We start from the raw sequence: 15,010 nt of genomic DNA on the forward strand, positions 1-15,010 counted from the left end.
GGACAATGCCCGTCAGGGCCGCTTTGCGGCCAAAACCAGATCGGCGGCGCGATCACCAGACCGTACCGATCCCTCGATGGTTGCAGGCAATCCCGTAGCAGTCCAGTCGCCGGCAAGAAACAGGTTTTTCAGCGCTGTCGCCGGCCCCGGACGCAGGGCATTCTGGGCCGGTGTGGCCGCAAATGTGGCACGGCGCTCGCGAACGATCTGCCAGGGGGGCAGCTCGCCGGACACCCCGCCCGCCTTGCAGACGTCGTTCCAGATCGCCTGCGCGAGTTCCTCGCGCGGCATGTCGACCAGGCGGTCGCCATTGCTGATGGTCACGGAGAGCCGGTTCGGGAACGCGAACAGCCATTCCACGACGCCGCCGATCACGCCGAGGATCGGCGCCGAACCGGGCGGCGGTTCAAAGCGGAAATGCGCGTTCACGATGGCGCGGAATTCGGTCGGCGTCTTCAGCCCGGGCAGCAGGCTCGCGGCGGCGCGCGGCGGCACTGCCATCACGACGACATCGCCCTCACCGAGCTGGATCACATCCTCGCCGCCGAAATTCAGCGCACTGGCCTTGCCGTCACCGGTCGTAAACGAACGCAGCTCATGGCCGAGCTGAACGGTGTGGCCGCGCTCCTGCAAGAACTTCACGGCAGGCTCGATCAGCACGGCGCTCAAGCCGTCGCGCGCAATCAGCGGCCGGCACGCCTGTCCGCCAGCAAGCAACGTCTCGCGCACGATCGCGCCGGCAAGCCCGGCCGAGCCCTCGGGCGGATCGACGTTGAGCGCTGCAAGCAGCAGCGGCTGCACCAGCCGCTGATACAGGATGCCTTCGCAGGGAATGGACTTGCCGACCAACGTCTCCTCCGACGCCCAGATCAGCGGCGCCAGCTTGAGATAATCGCTGAGCCCGGTGTCGGGAACGCGGCGGCTCTCGTCGAGCACCCAGGTCGGCAGCCGGCCATCGCCGAGATCGATCTGCCAGCGCTGCCCGGTCTTGATGTCGACGAACGGAAACTGCGCGCGCTCGGGGCCGACGAGGCCCGCCTCGGTGCCGATCGAGCGCGCATAGGCGCGCGCATGGCTGTTGCCCGACAGCAGCAGATGATTGCCGTTGTCGATGGTGAGATTGGTGGCGCCGTCGAAATAGGAACGGCAGCGGCCGCCGGCCTGGTGCGTCGCCTCGTGCACGGCGACCTTGAAGCCGGCATTGGCGAGCCGCACGGCGGCGGAGAGGCCGGAAATTCCAGCACCGATGATGTGAGCTGTCTTTTGCATCAGATGAAAGCGTAACGGAGCAGGATCAGGATGCGCGTGACCTTCGACACACGCACCGGCTCGCGCGGCGCGTTGAAGCCGCGTGCGATCAGGAGGTCCAGAATGGAATGGTAGTATTTCGACATGATCCGCGGCGCGCGCACGGCGCGGCGCTTGTTGCGGTTCATGATCTCGTCAGACTTCTCGAAATGCGCCTTCGCACGCTGCGTCAGCGGCTGGCAGACCTTCGGCAGCGCGCGCTCGGTGATCACGCGGTTCGGGTCGTTGGAGGTGATGCCGGCATGCAGCAGCGCCTCGCGCGGCAGATAGAGCCGGCCGAGGCCAGCGTCCTCGTCGATGTCGCGCAGGATGTTGGTGAGCTGGAGCGCGCGGCCGAGATGGTAGGCGAGCTGGACGCCGTCTTCCTCGGGCAGGCCGAACACCCGCACCGACAGCCGCCCCACGGCGCTGGCGACGCGATCGCAGTAGAGATCGAGCGTCGTCATGTCGGGCGCGCGGATGTCCTGCGGCACGTCCATCTCCATGCCGTCGACGATCGCAAGGAAATCCTCGCGCTTGAGGCCGAAGGTCTTCACCGAGGCGACGTAGTCCTTCAGCCGCGGCGGCGGATGGCCCTGATAGAGCGCGTCGATGTCGTTGCGCCACTCCTGAAGCGCGGCGAGCCGCTCGTCGCGCGGGCCGTCGGAATCGGCGATGTCGTCGACCTGGCGGCAGAAGCTGTAGATCTGGAACATCGCTTCGCGCTGGTCATGCGGCAGGATGCGCATCGCAGCGTAGAAGGAGCTGTTCGATGCGGTCGAGCCGTAATTGGCGCTGGGCGAGGTCGCCTCAAGCGTCATGTGCAGTCCCCGGTCTGGAAATGGCCTTGCGTCCGATCGCGCGGCGGCCGACTTCGCCGATCATGCCGGCGAGGCTGAAAGTGAGAAGCTCGAACTTGTTCAGATGCACGCGCTCGCGCAGGGGATCGCGCACCTTCAACAGGCGCACGATGCGATCGGCATAAGCCTGGATCACCGCGACGTCGACGCCGAGGCGGAAATCGCGGATCTCCACGCTGAGCGACCTGCCCTCGTCGAGCAGGGCTGCATTGCGCACGGCGAGCGCCTGAAGGCAGGCCAGCATCGCCGGCGGCGACTGCGTCAGCCCGAGCTGCTCGACCGACGCGCCACTCGCGGCCAGCGCGTCGCGCGGCAGATAGACGCGATTGAGCTCGCGAAAATCCTTGCCGCAATCCTGGAGGTGGTTGTTGATCTGGAGGCCTGCGCAGAGCGCGTCCGAGGCCGCCCAGGTTGACGTGCTCTCGCCGTGGACGTCGAGCATGAAACGGCCGACCGGCATCGCCGAGTAGCGGCAATAGTGGATGACCTCGTCCCAGTTTTCGTAGCGCAGCTTGGTCACGTCCATGCGGAACGCGATGAGCACGTCGAGCGCGTGGCGCGGCGCCATGCCTCGCTCGGCCAGCGCCCGCCGCAGAATGACGGCTTCGGCCTGGGTGTCGCCCTCGCCGAGCAGTTCCGCCTCGAGCAGGTCGAGATAAGCGAGTTTCTGGTCGGGAGGCAGCGTCGCGTGATCCGCGATGTCGTCGGCGGTGCGGACGAAATTGTAGTACGCCAGGATCAGCGCGCGATGGCGCGGATGAATGATCCAGGACGCGACGGGAAAATTCTCGTCGCGGTCACCCTTGCCGGATCGCAATTCGCTCGCAGAGGTCATCGAGGGCTGGTTTACTATCGTTTGGACAGGAAGGGCTTTTTTCGCTCGCGCGGGCTCATGCCGACGATGCCGCCGCGGCCCCCATATAGGGGAATACGGCCGCAAAACCAATCCTGTCTCTCGATGGCTGCCCTTCCGGATCCGGCCCGAAAAGGCGGCCCCAGGGCCGCCCTTGGTGGGCCAGTGGCCGAGCTTACTGGTTGTGGGTCTTCAGGACCTGGTCGCAGGCCTGCGAGATCTTGGCCCGGTTCTCCTTGAGGCAGGCCAGGATGGTGAAATCGCCCTGGTCGATGACCGGACGGCAGAACTTCTGCACATCGCGCGTGCAGGCCTTCTGTTCGGCATCCGTGCCGCGTCCTGCCTGGGCGAATGCCGCCGTCGAAAGGGAGGCCGACAGCAGGGTGAGAGCGACGAGAAGCTTACGCATTGTATTCCTTCATTCTGACGGCAGAACCGCACCGATCCCGGACAGCACAGGGCGGACGACCGGAACGGATTGTTCTGATGGCAAGTCGCCGCGGAACGTGCGGCCTCGGAGAAGGCACAAGCACTGGCAAATGCGGCCAAATTGGCGCCACAGCCACCAAATCAGGTCTTCCCTCGCTCTTCATTGGCAGATGTAAGAGATTGATACTACGTCATAATTCTGGCACACCGCGTTTTGATGCGCACCTGTTGCAGAGCTGCATCTCTCCGCCCTGCTTTTGCCGCCAGAAACACACCGAAACAGAGAGAATCGCGCAGCCTGACCTGGCGCGACGACGTCGTGAACCGCCGTCCCCGGCTGCCAGGCTTTGAACCAGACACAGGCTCGGAACACTAAACTTTCGATGTGGCGAGACGTTCATCCTAAGCGAACGTCGTTCGAAAACGGGATATTCAAAATGCAATTCTTTGGGCGATCTGGACAGGCAATCAAGGCGGCCGGCATCGGGGCTGCGCTGCTCTTCTCAGTCTCGGCAAGCCATGCTCAGTCGTCCGGACCGTTTGCAGGTTTCGACGGTGCGTGGAGCGGCACCGGCACGGTGTCGCTGTCCGATGGCAGCACCGAGCGCATCCGCTGCAAGGCTGACTACAAGGTCGCCGGCACCGGTCTCAGCCTCAAGCAGGCCCTTCACTGCGCGTCCGACAGCTACAAGTTCGACCTCACCAGCGACGTGACGAGCCAGGGCGAGCGAATCTCCGGCAACTGGAGCGAGACCAACCGCAACATCTTCGGCAATCTCCAGGGCACCGCCGGCGGCGGCCAGATCGAGGTGTTCGTCGAGGCCAACGGCTTCGCCGCCAACCTGTCGCTGCGCACCAACGGCACCAAGCAGACGGTGCAGATCAGCTCGAAGGGCGAGATCCGCGGCGTCAACATCACGATGACGAAGGGCTGACGCCCTTCCCAGCGGATAAGGAACACGCCCCCGGTTCTCGCGAGCCGGGGGCTTTTTGCTGACATTGTTGCGGACATGGACCCAATTCGCAGACATCTGCTCAAGGCCGCCGGGCTCTTCGTGGCCAGTCGCGCCTTCGCCAATGACCAGCAGGGTACGAGCATGCAGCCTTCGTCGGTGAAACCACGTCACGTGCTCTGCTTCCTCGGCAAGGACGAGAGCCTGCTGCACCCGCCGAAGGCGGTGGCCAAGACGATCGCGGATTTCAACTTCGAGATCGACCGCACCTATTCGCAAGCCAAGCCCGATCCGCACATGGAGCGGTCGTTCGGCGTATGCTGGGACCGCGTCTTCCCGAAAGCCTGGTCTGCCGCGGACGAAGCGGCCGTGGCCAACCACAAGGCGGTGCTCTATTTGCTGAGCCCGCCGCTGGAGCAGCAGAAAGCAGTCGCCTTTTCGGCGGCGGCCTTGCGCATCGTCGAGGAGATGATCGAGGCTGGCGCCACCGCCGTGAAGGGCGAAAGCGCCGGCGTTGCCCACGGCCTCGAGCGGTGGCGCAGTCTCGGCGATCAGGCACGCAAGGGCGCAAAGACCAGTCAGGGCCTTGGCATGACCCTCGCCGTCGCCAAGGCGTGTCGTCTTGCTTTCGCCAAGCGTCCGCTCGGCGGCGATCGCTATTACGAGACCGTCGGCTATCACCTCGTCGGCTTGCCGGAGGTCTATGTCGCGAAATCGCGCGGCAACGAATGGCCGGCGGTGATGCTCATGGAGGAGCTTGCCAACGCCATGGCCGAGCGCGGCATCGAAGCGACGCTCCGCGATCGCAAGCTTACGTTCTCGCGGGAGCAGGACTACGCCGAGGACGATTTCAAGTTCAATCCGTACGGGATCGTCCGGGTCGAGGCGTGAGCAAGGGGCGGCGTATGCCGCCGCCCGCTCAGATCGCGGGCTTGTCGGGGCCCTGAAGCTTGGCGTGCAGGTTGATCAGCCACATCGCCGTCGGCCGCAGGATGAAGAGGTCGGCGACGAGCGCCATCACCATCGAGAAGGCGCTGAGCCAGCCGAACAGCCGCAGCGACGGCAGGTCGGAGAACACGGTGACGACGAGACCGCAGGCCAGCACCAGCGTGGTCAGGATCAATGCCGGGCCGACCAGCACGGTTGCGCGCTCCACCGCGAGCGCCGAACCGACGCCCGGCTTGCTCTCCAGCCTGAGGCGATTGAGGAAGTGGATCGTCGCGCTTAAGCCCAGGCCGAACGAAACGGTCAGCGCCACGACACTGGCAAATTGCAGCCCCTCGCCCATTGCCCACAGCACCGTTCCCGACATCACCACGGGGAAGATGCCCGGCAGGATACAGGCGAACATCACGACCCAGGAGCGGAAGGCAAGGCCGATGAAGATCGCGACCAGCGCGAATTCGACGGTGAGGCCGCGGTTGAGCTTCTCGATCATGCCGGCCGAATTGCGCGCGGCAATCGCGGCAAGACCCGTTACCGCGATCTCGTAGCCGGGGTGCTTCTTGCGGACGGCGTCAAGTTCGGAATCGAGCTTGTCGACGATCGGTAGCAGCTGGCTGGAATCCTTGTCCGGCACGCGGCCTGCGACCACGACGGCGTCCTGCTCGGCGTCGATGAAGCGCCGGACCAGATGCTCGGGGATGACGTTGACATATTCCTTCAGCGTCGCGACGTCGGCGCTGCCGGCCTTGTCCGCGAGCCAGCGGCGCAGGGTCTCGAGCGACCAGACGTTGCCGACACCGGCGGCTTTCTCGACGGTCGCATGCACGTCCGCGATGGTCTGGAGCGTCTCCGGCGAATAGAGCGTCTCACCCTTGGGGAACTGGACCAGCACGTTGACCGGATTGGCACCGGTGAGCTTGGCATCGAGCCGGTCGCTGGCGGCGACGGCCTGGCGCTTGTCCGGCACCTGGTCGGCGAGCCGGTAGCGCGGCTCCAGATTGGCGTAGATGACGCCGAGGCCCGCGACGAACAACACCGCAATCAGGCTGAACAGGCCGGGACGACCCACCATGCGGACCGCGATCCAGTAGCAGAAATTGCGCAGCGCCTGGACGCCGGCATCCGCGCTCTGGAACTTGGAAGCAAAGACTTTCTCGTTGCGCACCAGCAGCACGCCGAACACCGGCACCAGCGACAACACCGCGACCAGCGCGATGATGGTGGCGGCCAAGCCCGCCTCGCCGAACTTGCGGATCAGGTCGGAGTCGGAGAACTGGAGCGCGATGAAGGAAATGCCGGCGGTGCCGTGCGTCAGCACGCAGGCCGGTCCCACCACCAGCACCGCGTTCTTGAACGCGGTGAACTTGTCCTGGCCTGCGATCAGCCGGTCGCGCGCAGCGAACGTCAACTGCATCGAGTCCGAGAAGCTGATCACCATGATGAGCGGCGTCATCACGTTCAGGAACATGTTGAGATTGAAATTGGCCCAGCCGAGCGCACCGAGCGCCAGCAGGATCGCAATCATCGGCGGGAACGCCGCCGCGACCATGAACGAGATCTTGCGGAAGAAGATGATGGCGATAACGCAGCCGGCGAGGATGCCGAGGATGTTATAGGTCAGCCCGTCACGCTCGACCGCGTTGCGGATCTCGAGCTGCATCACCGGCACGCCGGAGAGCTGCACGTTGAGGCCGGTATTGCCGAGGTCTTCCTTCATCAGCGCCCGGATGTCGCCGACGGTCTTGGTCAGCTTGCTGGAGGCGACCACCTCCGGATCGAGCGAGAGCACGATCAGCGCCAGCGTGCCGTCGTCCGACAACAGCTTGCCGCGGATGATCTCGTTGTTCTTGACGGTCTCGATGAACTTGTCATAGGCCGCGCCCTCGGGCAGTTCGGGCGGGAACAGCGCCGCCGGCAGCCTGCCCGGCGCCGGCGCCTGCCGCGCCGAGAACAGCGAGACCAGGCCACGCGTGCCTTCGACCAGCTGCATGTCGGTGACGAAGTCGCGCAGCTTCTCGAGGTTATTCCGCGCCAGGAGGGTCTTGCCTTCGACCACGACGAGGACGTCGAATTCCTCGGCCGGGAACTTCTTTGTCACCGCTTCATACTGGCGGAATTCCGGCGTGTTGGACCGGAACAGCTGGGACAGCGAATCGTCGATCTTGATCCGGTGAATGCCGAACACGGCACCGACGATCAGCGCGAGCAGAACGATGCAGGAGACGATCGGCGCCCGGACGGCAATCAGCCCGATGCGCTCGAGCCCGAAGGCGATCGAGGACGTCGGTCCCTGCTCGACCTTGTCGACATGAACCTCATTCTCGCGGTGCTTTTCGAGCATGCCTTGTCCAGTTCCTAATCGGCTCGGGTCTGTGAGCTTATTGCGTCCCGCGAACGGCTTGAAAATGCCATAGAGATGGGAGGCTTGCCCTTTGAAAATGCGCGGAAAATCGCCGCGAGGGGTTTAGCAGGTCCAAACGCCCTCTCGCAAGCGCGCGCAAGCGCACAAATTGGATCAACATGCGGCGATTTCGACCCTTGATACCGGTCATTCCGGCCGGATCGTCCCGATTCGAGCGGGAGGATCGCCGCTCTCGTCTTTCAGCGCCACGCCGGTGGCCTCCCGCGCCAGCCCCTCGCGAACAAGCCAGGCGATTTTGAAGGCGGCCTCGTCATGGCTCAACCCGGCCTTGTGGACGTTCGAGACGCAATTGCGCTCGGCATCGGTGCGGCCCGGCTTCGGTGCGAAGGTCAGATAGGCGCCGAGGCTGTCGGGCGCGGACAGGCCCGGCCGCTCGCCGATCAGCGTCACCACCATGCGCGCACCGAGAATGGCGCCGATCTCGTCGCCGAGCGCGACGCGCGCGCCTGAGGCGACAACGACATGTCCGATCGCGACGTCGTCCCCTTCCGCGAGCAGCGGCAGCAGGTGAGACACCAGCGCCACCGCATGGGCGTGGACCGCAGCCGCCGACAGGCCGTCGCCGATCACGACCGCGAGCTGGCATGGCTCTGCGGCACTTCGCGCCAGAAGCTCCGCTGAACCGGCATCGAGCTGTCGTCCCAGATCCGGCCGCCGCAAATAGTCCCTGCGCTCGACCGCGTGGCTCCGCACCTCGGTGACGACGAGGCCGAGCGCGCGGAGATCGGCAACCAGACGCGGCGCGTCGAACAATGCATGCACGGCATCGCGGGCGCGGGCATGATCCAGCGTGAAATCGAGCAAGGCCCTTGTCGGCACGCTCGCGCCGCTGCGGCCGAGCGCGACGCGCGCAGGCGTCAGCGACCGCAGATCGAGGGTCGGGCGGCGCGGGACGGCCGGATCAGACATGTCGCGTCATTCGGCGGGAACGGAGGCCTCGCGCAGCCGCAGCGAATAGTTCGAGGCGTTCTGCTTGCCGCTGGAGGCCGCGCGCGCGAAGGTGATGAGATGGTGCGCGATCAAGGTGCAGCCGATCAGCCCTTCGAGGTCGCCGCACTTGATGCGCCCGAGCGCAAACTTCCAGAACACGCGCCTGTAGTCGCCGAGCACACCGACCTTCCAGAAGATGTTGCGCAGCATCACGAGACCGCGCCGGATGTTGGGCCAGGTCTTCATCTCGTCCGGCGTCGGTATCTTCAGGCGGTGCACATAGACGTTGTCGCATTGATACTGGAAGCGCGCGTAGACCTTCTCGGGCTCGTAGGCGACGCCCATGGCGTGCTTCCAGGATGCGACGACCTCGTCATAGGGCAACAGGAAGTCGACGTTGGAATCGCGGCCGTCATCCTCGATCAGGCGTCCCTCGCGCTCCAGACGGTCCCACAGCGGCGTCTTCGGCAGCGCCTGGAGCAGGTTGATGGTGAGCAGCGGAATCCGGGACTCCTCGACGAAGGCCAGCAGCGCCTCCGAAGTGTTCGGCTTGTCGGTGTCGAGCCCCATGATGATGCCGGACACGACCTCCATGCCGTAGGAGTTGATCGTTTGCACGCCCTCGAGGATCGGGACCATCATGTTGTGGTCCTTGTGCATCGCCTTCAGCGCGTCGGGATCGGGCGTCTCGATGCCGCAGAAGATGGTGATGAAATAGGCCTCGCGCATCTTCTCGAGGATCTCGGGCCGCTTGGCGATGTTGAGCGTCGCCTCGCAGGCGAGCCGCACCACATAGCCGGTCCGCTTCTGCCATTCGATCAGATGCGGCAGCAGGTCCATCGCCGCCTTGCGGTTGCCGATGAAATTGTCGTCAACGAAATAGACCGTGTCGGTCATCCCGCATTCGCGCAGGCGGTCGAGCTCGGCGATGATCTGCTCGGGCGACTTGAGGCGCGGATTGCGGCCGTAGAGGCCGGGGATGTCGCAGAACTCGCACTGATAGGGGCAGCCGCTGGAATATTGGATGCTGCCGAGGAAGTATTTTTTCACGTCGGCGAGTTCGTAGGCCGGGATCGGAAACTCCGTCATCGGCACGCGGTCCTTGGTGGTGAGCACCACCTGCTCCCCGGGACGCGACGTGTCGCGCGCCAAAATCTCGATCAGCCGATTGGTGGCGTCGCCGAGTTCGCCGACATGGAGATAGTCGAAGGACGGATAATAGTCCGGGCAGGCGCTGACGGAGGGACCGCCGAGCGCGACCGGAAGATCGAATTCATGGGCGCGGCGGCAGATGTCGTTCATCTGCTGGCGCTGGATGTGCATGCCGCTGACGAAGACCGCCTCCGCCCAGGCGAACTCTTCCTCGGTCGCGCGACGGAGATTCTCGTCGACGAACTTGACCTCCCACTCCTCGGGCAGATAGGCCGCGAGCAGCAAAAGCCCCTGCGGGGGCATGAAGGCGCAGACGCCGTCGGTCAATGGATAGGAATGCTCGAACGTCCCGAACGACGAAGTGTACCGCGGAAACACGCACAGAATCCGCCGGGCCGTACCGTTACTTTCAGCTCGCATCAAAGCTCCCCCGCCACGGTCGACATAGCTGCGGAAATTGCCAGCCAGACACATAGCGTAATGCTGTCGCCGGAATTTCTCAATATTGTGGCAGGACCATAATTCCGAGAGGGACCAATGGTTTCCTCAAGCCGCCGGGCGCTCCCGCCGCGTCACGCGATCAGCCGTGAGGCAAAATCGGGCAGCAGGCCTGCGTCGCCGGCAAGACGGAAATCGGCGCCCGCGATCCCCGACTGCACCAGCCAGTCGTCGAATTCCGGCGCGCGGCGCAGGCCGAAGACGTCGCGGACATAGAGCGCGTCGTGAAAAGACGTCGACTGGTAGTTCAGCATGACGTCGTCGGCCCCGGGGACACCCATGATGAAGGTGACGCCGGCGGCCGCCAGCAGCGTCAGCAGATTGTCCATGTCGTCCTGGTCCGCCTCGGCATGGTTGGTGTAGCAGATGTCGATCCCGAGCGGCAGGCCGAGCAGCTTGCCGCAAAAATGATCCTCCAGCCCGGCGCGGATGATTTCCTTGCCGTCGTAGAGGTATTCCGGGCCGATGAAGCCGACCACGCTGTTGACCAGCAATGGCGCAAAGGCGCGGGCGACCGCATAGGCCCGCGCCTCGCAGGTCTGCTGGTCGACGCCGTGATGGGCGCCCGCCGACAGCGCCGAGCCCTGGCCGGTCTCGAAATACATCACGTTCTCGCCGACCGTGCCGCGCTTCTGCGACAGGCCGGCCTGCTGCGCCTCCTTCAGGAGCGCGAGGTCGACGCCAAAGCTGCGGTTGGCGGCCTCGGTGCCGGCGACCGACTGGAAGACGAGGTCGACCGGCACGCCCTGCCCGATCAGCGAGAGCGTCGTCGTGACATGGGTCAGCACGCAAGCTTGCGTCGGGATCTTCAGCCGCGCGATGATCTCGTCCAGCAGCCGCAGCAATTGCGCGATGACAGCGGGATCGTCGCTGGCCGGATTGATGCCGATGCAGGCATCGCCGGCCCCTAACAGGATGCCGTCGAGGATCGAGGCGGTGATGCCCCTGGCGTCGTCGAAGGGATGGTTGGGCTGAAGCCGCGTGCTCATCCGCCCCTTCAGGCCAATGGTGTTGCGAAAGGCGGTGGTGACCTCGCATTTCCGCGCCGCCAGGATCAGGTCCTGGTTGCGCATCAGCTTTGAGACCGCGGCCGCCATTTCCGGGGTGATGCCGCCTGCCAGCCTGCGCAAAACCTCGGATGTCGCCGCGTCCGACAGCAGCCAGTCGCGAAAGGCGCCGACCGTCAGCGAAGCCACCGGCGCGAATGCCCTGGCATCGTGGCTGTCGATGACGAGGCGGGTGACCTCGTCGGCTTCGTACGGGATGACCGCTTCCTGCAAGAACTGCCCGAGCGGGACGTCGGCGAGCGCCATCCGCGCCGCGATCATCTGCTCGGCACTTGCGGCGGCAATCCCGGCCAGCCGGTCGCCGGAGCGCGGCGGCGTCGCCTTGGCGAGCAGGTCGCGCAGGTCCGGGAATGTGTAGGTCGTGGCGTCGATGGTGTGGCGGTAGACCAAAGGGCCCCTCCGGGGTTCATCGGCCAGTGGCCGACTCAAAATCGAATACGCGCTTGGCGGCCGGCGTGCACGCCGACGTTTGGGGCATTGCGGGCGAATCCCGGGCCGGCCCGGCGGAAATCGAGGCAATGGGACCAAGCGGCTGAAATAGCTGACCTTTCTTTCGACTAAGGACGAAGGGGCCGGACCACGGCGTTAAGACGGCGTCCATCTTCATTCTGCATAGTTTTGCATCAATTTTATACGACCGCGCTCTCCGGCCACTGCCGGCCATTGGGGCCTCTGAAAAGCATGACAACCGACCGTTCTGGGAATGCCACGGGGGTGGCAGGCCGTTTCACGCTTGCGATCAAGCTCTACGCGATCTTCGCGCTGTTCGCGCTGCTCACGGCGGCGATCGCGCTGCTGTCCGACTACAACAGCCGCCGCAGCGCCGAGTTGACGAGCGCGATCGAGACGGCGAACGCCGCAGCGCTCAATGTCGAGCGGGTCAACTCGCTGGTCTACGCGGTCGTGATGGAATCGCGCGGCGTCTACATGTCGACCGAACCGGCCGTCGTGAAGAAATACGGCGAAGGCCTGCTCAAGTTCAACGCCCAGATCCTCGACGTCGTGAAGCGCTGGGAGACCATCGTCAAAGCCGACGATGCCGAGCAGTTCGCCACCTTCAAGAAGCGCATCGAGCAGTTCGTCGAATTCCGCAAGGAGTTGGTGCGCCGCGGCGTCGAGATCAATGCGGCCGCGGGCCGCGAATGGGGCGACAACGACGCCAATCGCGCCGTGCGCTCGGCGCTGAACAAGGATCTCGAGGCGCTGTCCAAGGTTTATGCCGAGCGCGCCAGGCAGATCGCGCACGAGACCGAGACCAATCGCACCCTCTCCTTCGTGCTGACCTGCCTCGGCGGCGTGGCGCTGGCCCTCGTCGTGATCGGCATCGTCATCATCGCCCGCTCGATCGCCCGCCCCCTCTCCGCCATCACCGCGACCATCGAGCAGGTCGCGGACGGCGCCGAGAATGTCGTGGTGCCGCACTCTGACCGCGCCGACGAGATCGGCGCGCTGGCACGCGCCATCCAGATCTTCCAGGACGCGATGGGCCGCAACCGCAATCTCGCCTCGCAGGTCTCGCAGGACTCCGCCGCGCGCGAGCAGCGCGCCCGCCACATCGAGCAATCCGTCGACGCGTTTCGCGAGGCGATCGGCGCGATCATGCGCGGCCTCAGCGACAACGCCTCCGTCATGCGCGAGACGGCACAGACCATCACCCGCGTCACAGCGGATGCCAACAGCCGCGCCGGCACCGCGGCGAACGCCACCGAGCAGGCCTCGCACAACGTCACGGCGGTGGCAGGCGCGGCCGAGGAGCTGTCCGCGTCGGTGGTGGAGATCGGCCGCCAGGTCCGGCAGTCCGCAGGCGCGGTCGAGCAGACCGGCCAGCGCACCGAAAAATCGATCTCCGAGATCGAAAGCCTCGCGGCCGCCACCCAGCGCATCGACGGCGTGCTCAACCTGATCCAGGCCATCGCCGAGCAGACCAATCTGCTCGCGCTCAACGCCACCATCGAAGCCGCGCGCGCCGGTGACGCCGGCCGCGGCTTTGCCGTCGTCGCGCACGAGGTGAAGGCGCTGGCGGGTCAGACCGCCAAGGCGACCGCCGAGATCGGCGAGAACGTCTCGATGATCCAGGCGTCCACCCGCAACGCGGTCGATGTCGTGCGCGAGATCGGCGGCGCCGTGCGCGAGATCAACGACGTCACCTCGGCAATCGCCGGCGCCATCGGCCAGCAGGACGCCGCCACGCGCGAGATCTCGTCCAACGCCCAATCGGCCGCGCAGGGCAACGAGACCCTGGTCGCCAACATCACCTCGCTGCGCGACGCCATCGGCGAGACGGACACGGCGGCAGCCTCCGTGCTGACGGCGGCGAGCAGCCTGACGGAGACGGCGGACACGCTGTCGCGGGAGGTGGAAAAGTTCTTCCAGAACCTGCGTTCGGGAGCGGCGGACAGCCGTATCGCCAAAGCGGGATGATGAAGGCGAAATGATCAGGCGCACCCCGGCGCCATGAGGCCGGCGGCGGGCCTGCCAGAACCAAAAACTGAAAAACAACCCCATGCACAGTAACCGGGGCCAGCGATATCAATGGCTTGGCTTCGCGCTCGGATGATTGCTGATTTTACGAAATCGCTTTGACTCGTCGGGCAAAACACTGGCATGATGTCATCGTGGCGGCGTCAGGCGTCATGGAAGCCGGACGCCTGGGTTACCTGCGCGGCTTCAATTGCGCACGCTAAAGTCGATCGTCAATTTGAATGGCCTGGAGCCGGCGAAACTCAACATGCGGAAGGCCCAAATTGTCGTTCTGATCATCCTGTTCTCGTGTTTTGCCTACCTAGGGATCACAGGAGAGGGACGAGCCAGGATCATCGCTGTTGTGACCGCAATCGTATTTGCGGCAGTGGCTTACGGCTCCTTCTTGCAGGAGCAAATGTACCGAAAGGCTCTCAGGCCCGGAGCGTCAATTTTCTCCCTGGAGACGATGTTTCGCGCGACGTTCACGCGAGAGTTTCTCTATTCCATTGTGTTGTTTCTGGGATTGCTTGCATTCGTTGGCTTCATCATCGCCATGGATGAGCTGGGTCAGCTTCAGTAGACTTGTGTTTGCGGAAGGAGGCGCCGGAAGCTGCTACCGACGGTAAAGCAGGCCGAGCGCTTCTTCCACGCACTCCTCGAGACTGCGCCGTGCTGTGTCGACCGTAAAATGATCGCGCTCCCACGGAGCGTAGGCTCGGCCGACGACCGCATTCCAGCCCGGCAACGACAGCCCGGCAATGTCGGTCGATCTCGTCTCAATCCTGCGTCGGTGCTCGTCGGCATCGCTGCACGCCACCTCGATCCAGACGATCTCGGCGCCAGCCTTTCGCGCGGCGATTTGCCAGCCTTCCCGCGCCTCCTCGCAATCATTGACGCAGTCGGCAATCACGTCCAGGCCGAGGGCGAGGTTGTCTGTCGCGACGGCCTGAGCGGCGCGATAGGTCCAGTCCAGCAGATCAGCCGGCGCGGTACCGGATGCCCAGATCGCTTGATCCATCGAATCGATCCGCAGCCAGACGGCTCCGGTACGCCGCGCCAGAACCCGGGCAATGCTTGACTTGCCGACCCCCGGCAAACCAGCAAGCGTGATGAGTCTCGCCATTGCACACCCGAATTGCGTTGGACCGGCC

At 64.8% G+C, this 15,010-nt stretch carries 13 protein-coding genes; 4 read left to right on the forward strand and 9 right to left on the reverse strand.

The window, feature by feature from the left end:
• Positions 1–12: 12 nt before the first annotated feature.
• The 4 genes from hpnE to AC1DW2_RS08545 all read right to left on the reverse strand — a co-directional run bounded on the left by hpnE (position 13) and on the right by AC1DW2_RS08545 (position 3,409).
• Entirely contained in the window at positions 13–1,269 is a 1,257-nt protein-coding gene (gene hpnE, locus AC1DW2_RS08530) for a hydroxysqualene dehydroxylase HpnE (RefSeq protein ID WP_085403887.1), read from the reverse strand.
• Positions 1,269–2,108 (reverse strand): presqualene diphosphate synthase HpnD, encoded by an 840-nt coding sequence (hpnD, locus tag AC1DW2_RS08535; protein WP_477005712.1) that lies wholly within the window; start codon positions 2,106–2,108, stop codon positions 1,269–1,271. Before hpnD ends, hpnE begins: the two co-directional genes overlap by 1 nt.
• The gene (gene hpnC, locus AC1DW2_RS08540) at positions 2,098–2,982 is read right to left on the reverse strand and encodes a squalene synthase HpnC (RefSeq protein ID WP_477005713.1); all 885 of its coding nucleotides are present in this window, start codon (positions 2,980–2,982) and stop codon (positions 2,098–2,100) included. Before hpnC ends, hpnD begins: the two co-directional genes overlap by 11 nt.
• A gap of 193 nt (positions 2,983–3,175) precedes the next feature.
• Positions 3,176–3,409, reverse strand: a complete 234-nt coding sequence (locus tag AC1DW2_RS08545; protein WP_028143219.1) for a hypothetical protein — start codon at positions 3,407–3,409, stop codon at positions 3,176–3,178.
• Positions 3,410–3,866: 457 nt separating this feature from the next.
• Here AC1DW2_RS08545 and AC1DW2_RS08550 point away from each other — a divergent pair, with 457 nt between their 5' ends.
• Together AC1DW2_RS08550 and AC1DW2_RS08555 are read left to right on the forward strand one after the other, a co-directional pair.
• Positions 3,867–4,364, forward strand: a complete 498-nt coding sequence (locus AC1DW2_RS08550; protein ID WP_028146949.1) for a hypothetical protein — start codon at positions 3,867–3,869, stop codon at positions 4,362–4,364.
• Positions 4,365–4,439: 75 nt separating this feature from the next.
• Positions 4,440–5,273: a hypothetical protein gene (locus tag AC1DW2_RS08555; RefSeq protein ID WP_477005714.1), complete on the forward strand. Its 834-nt coding sequence runs from the start codon at positions 4,440–4,442 to the stop codon at positions 5,271–5,273.
• A 28-nt stretch (positions 5,274–5,301) separates the two neighbouring features.
• Here the strand turns inward: AC1DW2_RS08555 and AC1DW2_RS08560 are convergent, their stop codons facing one another.
• The 4 genes from AC1DW2_RS08560 to AC1DW2_RS08575 form a co-directional block, all read right to left on the reverse strand.
• Complete coding sequence (locus AC1DW2_RS08560) at positions 5,302–7,668, reverse strand: efflux RND transporter permease subunit (protein ID WP_247308264.1); 2,367 nt, start codon at positions 7,666–7,668, stop codon at positions 5,302–5,304.
• Between the two features lie 207 nt (positions 7,669–7,875).
• Positions 7,876–8,658, reverse strand: coding sequence for an ethanolamine ammonia-lyase subunit EutC (gene eutC / locus AC1DW2_RS08565; protein ID WP_477005715.1), 783 nt, complete (start codon positions 8,656–8,658; stop codon positions 7,876–7,878).
• A 6-nt stretch (positions 8,659–8,664) separates the two neighbouring features.
• Entirely contained in the window at positions 8,665–10,251 is a 1,587-nt protein-coding gene (locus tag AC1DW2_RS08570) for a B12-binding domain-containing radical SAM protein (protein ID WP_477005716.1), read from the reverse strand.
• 152 nt (positions 10,252–10,403) lie between these two features.
• Entirely contained in the window at positions 10,404–11,786 is a 1,383-nt protein-coding gene (locus AC1DW2_RS08575) for an ethanolamine ammonia-lyase subunit EutB (RefSeq protein WP_208085708.1), read from the reverse strand.
• 291 nt (positions 11,787–12,077) lie between these two features.
• On the opposite strand from AC1DW2_RS08575, the gene AC1DW2_RS08580 reads away from it, so the two are divergent.
• Positions 12,078–13,817, forward strand: a complete 1,740-nt coding sequence (locus AC1DW2_RS08580; RefSeq protein WP_477005717.1) for a methyl-accepting chemotaxis protein — start codon at positions 12,078–12,080, stop codon at positions 13,815–13,817.
• A 250-nt stretch (positions 13,818–14,067) separates the two neighbouring features.
• Entirely contained in the window at positions 14,068–14,439 is a 372-nt protein-coding gene (locus tag AC1DW2_RS08585) for a hypothetical protein (RefSeq protein WP_477005718.1), read from the forward strand.
• 33 nt (positions 14,440–14,472) lie between these two features.
• Here the strand turns inward: AC1DW2_RS08585 and AC1DW2_RS08590 are convergent, their stop codons facing one another.
• A complete protein-coding gene (locus AC1DW2_RS08590; RefSeq protein WP_477005719.1) occupies positions 14,473–14,982 on the reverse strand; it encodes a P-loop nucleotide/nucleoside kinase family protein in 510 nt (169 codons plus the stop codon).
• Between the last annotated feature and the right edge of the window lie 28 nt (positions 14,983–15,010).

The organism is Bradyrhizobium sp. P3_C3, assembly GCF_056402655.1.

Bases quoted from the DNA above. Each gene is read 5' to 3' on its own strand.
- AC1DW2_RS08580 (WP_477005717.1), top strand. From the start codon at position 12,078: ATGACAACCGACCGTTCTGGGAATGCCACGGGGGTGGCAGGCCGTTTC.
- AC1DW2_RS08570 (WP_477005716.1), bottom strand. From the start codon at position 10,251: ATGCGAGCTGAAAGTAACGGTACGGCCCGGCGGATTCTGTGCGTGTTT.
- AC1DW2_RS08555 (WP_477005714.1), top strand. From the start codon at position 4,440: ATGGACCCAATTCGCAGACATCTGCTCAAGGCCGCCGGGCTCTTCGTG.
- hpnC (WP_477005713.1), bottom strand. From the start codon at position 2,982: ATGACCTCTGCGAGCGAATTGCGATCCGGCAAGGGTGACCGCGACGAG.
- AC1DW2_RS08590 (WP_477005719.1), bottom strand. From the start codon at position 14,982: ATGGCGAGACTCATCACGCTTGCTGGTTTGCCGGGGGTCGGCAAGTCA.
- hpnE (WP_085403887.1), bottom strand. From the start codon at position 1,269: ATGCAAAAGACAGCTCACATCATCGGTGCTGGAATTTCCGGCCTCTCC.
- AC1DW2_RS08550 (WP_028146949.1), top strand. From the start codon at position 3,867: ATGCAATTCTTTGGGCGATCTGGACAGGCAATCAAGGCGGCCGGCATC.
- AC1DW2_RS08545 (WP_028143219.1), bottom strand. From the start codon at position 3,409: ATGCGTAAGCTTCTCGTCGCTCTCACCCTGCTGTCGGCCTCCCTTTCG.
- AC1DW2_RS08560 (WP_247308264.1), bottom strand. From the start codon at position 7,668: ATGCTCGAAAAGCACCGCGAGAATGAGGTTCATGTCGACAAGGTCGAG.
- hpnD (WP_477005712.1), bottom strand. From the start codon at position 2,108: ATGACGCTTGAGGCGACCTCGCCCAGCGCCAATTACGGCTCGACCGCA.
- eutC (WP_477005715.1), bottom strand. From the start codon at position 8,658: ATGTCTGATCCGGCCGTCCCGCGCCGCCCGACCCTCGATCTGCGGTCG.